Origin of the sequence: Bacillus cereus group sp. N24 (assembly GCF_016483345.1) — a bacterium.
Lineage (GTDB): Bacteria > Bacillota > Bacilli > Bacillales > Bacillaceae_G > Bacillus_A > Bacillus_A toyonensis.
The window spans coordinates 86337-94195 of record NZ_JAEHCA010000020.1; the positions used below are offsets into that span (position 1 = coordinate 86337).

Genomic DNA, 7859 nt, shown 5'->3' on the forward strand with positions numbered 1-7859 from the left:
AAGTTTTCTAAATGAGACTACACTTTACAAAAAAGAGTAAGGAGAAACACAAATGCGATATTTTAAAGGAAAACAGTTCAAGAAAGATATTATTTTGGTAGCCGTCGGCTACTACTGTCGTTTTTCTTTAAGTTATCGTGATGTCTCTGAAATTTTAAAAGAACGTGGAACCTCAGTTCACCCAACAACTATCATGCGCTGGGTTCATGAATATGGAAACCTTATCTATCAAATTTGGAAGAAAAAAATAAAAACGTCCAATTATCTTGGAAGCTAGATGAAACCTATATAAAAGTCAAAGGAAAATGGTGTTATTTATATCGTGCAATAGATAAAGACGGGCATACATTGGATATTCAACTTCGTAAAAAACGTGATTATCAGACTGCTTATAGCTTTATGAAAAGATTAGTGAAAACATTTGGCGAACCAACGGCTCTAACAACAGACAAAGCGCCGGCATTACTTTGCGCATTTAAGAAATTAAGAAAACAAGGTTTTTATTCAAATACAACGCATTGTACAATCAAACATTTGAACAATCTCATCGAACAAGATCATAGGCATGTCAAGAGGCGTTTTGCCAAATCCGCAGGATTTCAAAACCTTCGGCATGCTTCACGTACGATAAAAGGAATCGAAACCATTCATGCTCTATATAAAAGAAACCGAAGCCTTGGCTCAGACTTCGGTTTTTCAGCGTATAATGAATTACACAAATTATTAATCACTGCCTAAATGGTTCCACCATTCATCAACACCTGTTTATGCTGTTGAAACTTTGCAACAGAACCCATATATCGATATAACTCTTCGGCGAATAAAGATAATTCTTGTTTTTGATTCATATTCATAAAAAGCACGTCACCCTTTCTCATTAATATAAGAGAATAGTAACGTGCTTTTTGTTTTAAGAATAGTAGGAACTCTTAATAATTTAAAACTATATTTAATATAAAATAATGGTATAATAGCAACCTCAATATTTATTGAATAGAACCTAACTGATACGCTATACTCTATTTCCTGAAGCCTTAATCTCAAAAATTAACCAGATAGAGAATATAATTTCTAAAGATATCATAACGATTGACACTATGACCGGACTAAAAATGATTCCTACTATCAAAGATGTTAAAGAAACAACTATAGCCATTACAAAGTATGCTTTAGATTTATATAGCCACCCAAAAGGTAATAAATGTGCTCCAAATATTATGGCTAATACCATAACCATTTTTTCAGGAACTGCTTGATAAATCCACATTGCAATTAAAATATATAGAAGTTGATTACAAGAAAATATTATTCCTAAAGTGTTTAACGGATTATCTTTAGTTGAAAATTCTGCTTTAATTAATTTAGATATTACAAAAGCAATTGGCAGAAGCGATGCAGTAAAACAAAATGTTAATAAATTCTTTGTTAATATCTCTTTTATCGGAAGTAGCCATACTATTAAGATAGAACTCCAAATAATTATTGAAGCAAGAATAAAATGTAATCCCCGTTTACCTCTTATAGCTATATTATCTCTTGATTTATCTAATTCCAAAAACTCATCTCCTTTTAATAGCATTTAAATATCTTAATTATACATTATTTTGAATATTTTTGGAATTATTTCCAGATGCCTACTTCTGTAGCTAATTGATTACTTATAACGAAAAACATATATCGATATGACTCTTCAGCAAATAAAGACAATTCTTGTCTTTGATGCATATTCAAAAAGTACGTCATCCCTTCTCATTAATATAAGAGAATATTAACTTGTTTTTAACTTTAAGAATAGCCTAAATGCTTAAGTTGATGGATGTGGGGTGTTACCCCTTGAGGGGCTCCCTCGCCGGTTGGCAGGAACAAACAATCGTTTGTTCAATGCCAAGAGGGTTTGGGGTGTAGTACAGTTGGTCAAGTCAAATACTGTAAACAATGCTCCTTCTTCACTGAATAATTAAAAAAACATTTATAAACATTACACTCGATATATGCTACATAGTTGATGCAACATATACGTTTCAAGTTTGCAATATCTTATTGTAAATTTGAAACGTATATGTTTAGAATTTGTATTTTCTTATAACATGTTTCTCATCAATAAACCAAGTACTCCTGTTAACAATGCACTTATGATCAATCGTAAAATCCATGTAGTATTTGCACTAATTTTATCTAAGTGTTTATTAATAGTTAAAACATCCCTTTCAGTTACTATTATTCTTGCTTCTAAATTTTTCACATCATGTTGAATAGCTTTTAAATCTAGATTCATTTGATTTAAATCTTTTTCTAGTTCCTCCAATTGTGTCATATAACATACTCCTCCTTTAAAATTAATTTCAAATATATTATATATATATGATAATTAGGGGATGATGATATAAAAAAACATTAAAATGTGCTTCATTCAATTTCACTTGCACATTTTATTAATTTGAAAAATATGCTGTAATCTAGAGTAATAAAATTATTACTTTAGAAACCAACCTAATTTCAATTCACTTACGAAGAGCTCCTTGACAGCGCTCTTTTAGTATGTATTTTCATGTAATTCTTCTTGTTTTTGGGTGTAAGTATTAAAAATTGAGGTGAAGTGAAACGAGAAACTAGTCTAAGTCGTACTACTTAGACTAGTCTCTCGTTTTTGGTATGTTTGGCTTGGCTACATATCCATACCTATCGAATTTCTCTTTGCAATGGAGAAAAACCTCTTTGATTATAAAATAAGAAAGCTCAAATCCATTATTAAGATCTGAGCCTTTTTCAAAAATAAGGAGATTATACCAAAACATAATATAGTTTATGCTTGTCTTTTTTATGTGTATCTAGTAAAAATACATTTTCTATAAATATATTTTTCTACGTTCATTCCTCTATTGGGTCCCGCCAACATTACGCGGAACACATACGCTAAGGGAACTTTTCGCCATAAACCTTCGTTTTTGGTTACGATTATTTACAGTATTTGTCTTAACGTATGTTTACCGCGTTTTGCTGGTACTACCCCATCGCTATCAAGCTAAGCTTATGCAAAGTCAATTTTAGACGAGATTGTTTCTTTTTCCTAAAGGGCAAGTATAGGTGATTGAAAGATTTGCATACGAAATAAACCCTAACGGGTTTCACTTTTTTGAATTAAGCGGCTTGATTATCAAACAGGGTACAGTTGTAAACGACACCTAATATATTAAAGACTGTTTTTTTCTCATATCGATGAGATTTCCGCCCGTTTTGCTGTAGGAGATTGAACAGGCGAAGTAACACCTTTGATAGCTCTTGGGTGTTTTTTTGTATAGTTTGGAATAGAAGAAGAAAATAGTCTTTAATCATATATATGGCTTTATACTCACTAAGCTCTCGTTTTTTCTTTATGAGGAGCAATTGGCGTATTTGAAACATGATAGAAAAACAGAGTAGAATGGCAATCAATTGACCATATAAATGGCACTCCAAGCGTTCTAGTTTTATCTTTTTACAATGATGAATTTGAAAGAATGACTTCCACGTTTTAAATAAAATTTGTCGGGTAAAAGACTGGCGCGGTATCAGTTGTGACCCGTTTCCAGCCTCTCCCCATAAGAACTGCTCGTGAGGTTTTCCCTCAAGCAGCTCACCCCATAAACTTCATCAAAAGGGTTATGAGACCTATCAAATGGCAGACACTTTCAGCGGAAACTCTCTGCATTTTTTAGGGGAAGGATTTTCCAGTCCCAGTAAAGCCCCAGTACACCATAGAGATATTCGTTACTCCATCTCTGCCATCCGATGCTACGCTTTCGTCGTCGTTTCCTTCTCGTTAACAGTGTGCGAATTTTCATCTCCGTATAATCACGTACTTCACTGAAAGCTTGACTAGAGTTCCCAACCCGGAATCGGTTCGGTATTCGTCTCAGGTCAAATCCTAAAAATCCGAAGGATTCTCCTTTTAGGACATTGACCATCTGAGTCTTCTCCAAATTCAGTTCAACTCCCAAAGGCTTTAACTGTTCCCACAGTCGTCGTAATGCCAGTTCAGCCCATCCACTTTTACTGGAGTGTCCGCTTACAGCGATAACTATATCGTCGGCAAAACGGTGATAGTTTACAGCTTCGTAATTGCCCTCAGCTGTTTTGCGTCGAATGGCATCAAATGTCCAATCCACTTCATTGAGGTAAATGTTTGCGGCTAGTGGAGAAAATGGCCCCCCTTGCGGGACACCGATCTTACCTGTTACCTTAATTACCTGTTTTACAAGATGCATAACCTGTGGGTCTTGGACACGTTTCGCGATTTTCTCCAATAATATGTTGTGTCGAATTGTATCAAAGTAGCGTGACAAATCAACATCAATTATCATGGTCATACGGCGCAATATACTGCGTCGTACTTCTGCCAATGCCTGATGTGGAGAGCGTTTCGGCCGAAACCCATACGAGTTTGGACAGAAATCAGCTTCAAAAATTGCTTCTAATATAAGTTTTAGCGCTCCTTGTACTACACGATCTCGTATACACGGAATTTGCAGAGTTCGCATTTTGCCGTTTGCCTTTGGGATTTCTACTTTTCGATTGGCTTGTGGTCGGTAAATTCCAGCTTGCAATTCCTCTTGAATACCCGTTAAGAATGGGATAACTCCTTCTAGTTCTATATCAGCAAAACTTTTTCCATCAGTGCCTGGGGCACCGTTGTTTTTCCTCGCCTGTTGATATGCTTCGTGAAGGGTTGTCATTTTGGTAATGTGGGTAAATAGCCCCCAAAACCGGTGCATAGGTTCAGACTTCGCCTTTCGATAGATTCGTTGCCTTAGTTCCTGCAAAGTGATGGGTGTTTTTGTCATGGCACCCTTGCCTCCTTTAGTCATACGAAATGTTTACAGGTTCGGATCCTTTCCTCCCCGCGCGTTTTGCTGCACGCAGATCTCTGGTACTACGATCCGTTCCGCCACCCTGACACCTACCGTTCTCACTTCCCGATCGCGGTTATAGAGGCGGTCTCCTCGATGAGATTTCTTCATCGGGTGTCGAGGGCTTCTCCAGTTTCCACATTATCTTTCTCTCCATGTCGCCGGTGAGAACTGCCGTTCCAGACTCGTTTCGGTCAGTTCTTATTGCTTTCGCACGTTATCGACCGTCTCAGCCACCGGAATTGCGTGTAACGAGGCTACATCTACGTTCACTGTACGTTACAACCTGGAGATTTGCCCACATGCCTTTTGCATGTGATGTCAGAGGGCTTCGCCATGTCGCTCTCACTTCATGGCGCCTCTCAGGCTACGGGAGTGGAGTCTATTCTCCCGATTGGACTTTCACCAACTAGATAATGTGTCCTTATCTGGACACGCCGATTTGCCAACGCAAAGAATACCAGTCATGTACCTGTCCCATTGGGACAATATTTGTAGGGGTGTTTGTCATATATACATTGATACCACTGAGCCGTTTACTACGAGAAGAATACTTCATTCCTTTCTTTTTTTCTCTTACAGCTTGATCTTGTAATCGTTTTTGTTGCTGTTGTTTTGTTAATCGATGAACAATTACACGAGCTGGTGCTTTATCAATCATTCCTACATAAGCATCAGCTATTTCACATGTTTGTCCTGGTTGAAGGGAGTTCATTAATGTCTCTAGATCTATCTGTATATACCCTGTACCCTTCTTAATTCTTCCATCTTGAAAATAATCAAGGTTAGGATTTTTTGATACATACGTGTATTCGACTTGATACGAGAGATATAGTAGGCCTTTTTATCTTGTATATATTGAAGGTCTTTTAAATGAAAATAACCTAAATCTCGGATACATAAATCATTCGCTGTCACAGTTGGGGCACACAGAGAGCCGTAAGTGCGATCATGTTGTTTACCTGGACCTGTATGAATATGTAGGAACTGTCCACTTAACAAATCATACTCAAGTTGAATTTTTATCCCAGCTGTATGGCTGCATCCTCCTGCACCTGGATAAACCGATGAAAATACATCCGGGAGTTGAAATGTAGTTGAATCTAAAATACGAATACGCTTGAAAACAGAAGTGTATGGAGAAGAAATCGGCATAGATGCGGCCAATTTTTTGCTTAGTAGTTCGGCTAGTAGGTGTTGTAAAAATTGGACGGCCGCCTTATTAAATCGTTGATTCAGTCCCTCAGGACTGATGAGTACTGCTGTTGATGCTTCTAAACAGCTAGATAACTGAGTTAAAGAAGTCATAGCTACATTTTGGCTCATCCATACACATAAAGCTACTAAATCTTTTGCTTGGCACTTACTGGTTCGTTGTACAAAACCAACATCTCTAGCAAAATTTTGTAAGATATTTGGAGATAAAAAACTTTGAATCTCTTGAGCAAATAATTGTAATTCGTCAGACACAGAAACAGACATAAAAAACGCCATCCTTTCCTATGATTCTACAGAAAGAATAACGTATTTTATTCATTTTGAGGGCGACTTGATGAGCATAGGGTATCAGAAAAAACACGTTAAGATTAGTAATTACATACTATTTCATTTCATACAAAAGGAATTTGTTCATTATTAACGAAAGTGTATGTTAACTAGATGAATTCATTCATACAAAGTACTACAAAAAGACATGGGAACAATCTTATACTACGATACATAATTATAATCTGTTTTAAAAACTAGTAAAATTAAGGAGTAACATTGCATGGGGAAAAAAGTACTGTTTTTTGGAGATTTCGGAATTGACGATACGATAGCTATCATATATGCGCATTTGACAGATAAAATTGAGGTTATAGGAATTGTTGCAGACTATGGGAACGTACCTAAAGCTGAAGTTGTTAGAAATGTTCGCTTTTTACTTAAAAGTGTAGGAAAAGAATATATAAAAGTTTTTGGTGGGGCGGAGCATTCCATGTCTTCAGAAGCTGAAACTTTTTATCCAGAAGTTCACGGTAAATTTGGGATAGGTCCCATTTACCCAGGACTAGAGCTTCAAACATTTGAAAATTTTTTTGAGGTTCTCACACTTATTAAGCAGTATAAAAATGAACTTATTATCGTGAATACCGGAAGGTTAACTTCACTTGCAACTTTATTTCTCCTTTATGGAGATGTGATGAAATATGTACATTCTTATTATATTATGGGAGGAGCTTTTCTATATCCAGGAAATGTTACTCCCATTGCCGAAGCTAACTTTTATGGCGATCCTGTAGCGGCCAATATTGTAATGAGATACGCAAAGAATCTATCAATTTATCCTTTGAATGTTACACAATCGGCTATCGTAACACCAGAAATGGTCAATTATATTCACTCTAAAGGAAAAACTAAGTTTTTAAAGCCTCTTTTAGACTATTACTATTATCAATTTTATCAAAAAAAGTTCCTGGAATACAAGGTAGCCCGGTTCATGATGCGCTCACTTTGATTGCGATTAATCGTGATGATATTTTTACGTACCATCAATCAGCAGTGACGGTTAATGCATTTGATACTGTAAGAGGACAAAGTATAGGAGATTTTAGATCTACTTTTGAACCAGAAACATTCGGTAATCGTCCCAAACATAGGATTGCAATACAAATGAATTATGAACAGTTTTTTAAGGAGTTTATGACTGTAATGACTGGCGACCTATTTTAGTGAAAAACCTTATATATAAGGGGATGCTTTGCTATCAAGCTAGCAAAACATCCCCATGTCCATCAAGCTAAGATTTTAAAGTACTCTCTAAATGGAAATTTTGTGTTTTTATCGACCTGAAATTTGTTTTTATCTTTTTGGGGGTAACTTGTTTTCTTAAGTTGATGGTCATGGGGTAACGCCACACATCCATCAACTTAAGGATTTAGACTATTTTTGAAGTTAAAAGCACGTTACTATTTTCTTATGTTAATGAGAAAG

4 protein-coding genes and 3 pseudogenes are annotated in these 7859 nt (G+C 36.0%); 2 read left to right on the forward strand and 5 right to left on the reverse strand.

What is annotated here, in order from left to right:
* Positions 1-52: 52 nt before the first annotated feature.
* A protein-coding gene (locus JDS95_RS23325; protein WP_134853390.1) for an IS6 family transposase occupies positions 53-738 on the forward strand; the annotation gives its coding sequence in 2 pieces (ribosomal slippage) (positions 53-266 and positions 266-738; 687 coding nt in all).
* A 274-nt stretch (positions 739-1012) separates the two neighbouring features.
* On the opposite strand, the gene JDS95_RS23330 is transcribed toward JDS95_RS23325, so the two are convergent.
* The 5 genes and pseudogenes from JDS95_RS23330 to JDS95_RS23350 form a co-directional block, all read right to left on the reverse strand.
* On the reverse strand, positions 1013-1555 hold the full coding sequence (locus tag JDS95_RS23330) for a DUF7010 family protein (protein ID WP_000417896.1): 543 nt from the start codon (positions 1553-1555) through the stop codon (positions 1013-1015).
* Between the two features lie 525 nt (positions 1556-2080).
* Positions 2081-2314: a hemolysin XhlA family protein gene (locus JDS95_RS23335; protein ID WP_000192598.1), complete on the reverse strand. Its 234-nt coding sequence runs from the start codon at positions 2312-2314 to the stop codon at positions 2081-2083.
* 824 nt (positions 2315-3138) lie between these two features.
* A pseudogene (locus tag JDS95_RS23340) lies at positions 3139-3525 on the reverse strand (IS4 family transposase); the annotation flags it as partial.
* A 143-nt stretch (positions 3526-3668) separates the two neighbouring features.
* Complete coding sequence (locus JDS95_RS23345) at positions 3669-4820, reverse strand: reverse transcriptase domain-containing protein (RefSeq protein WP_000169369.1); 1152 nt, start codon at positions 4818-4820, stop codon at positions 3669-3671.
* A gap of 499 nt (positions 4821-5319) precedes the next feature.
* Positions 5320-6368 (reverse strand): annotated as a pseudogene (locus JDS95_RS23350) (IS4 family transposase); the annotation flags it as partial.
* A gap of 286 nt (positions 6369-6654) precedes the next feature.
* Between JDS95_RS23350 and JDS95_RS23355 the strand changes: the two are divergent.
* A pseudogene (locus JDS95_RS23355) lies at positions 6655-7598 on the forward strand (nucleoside hydrolase).
* The last annotated feature ends 261 nt before the right edge of the window (positions 7599-7859 follow it).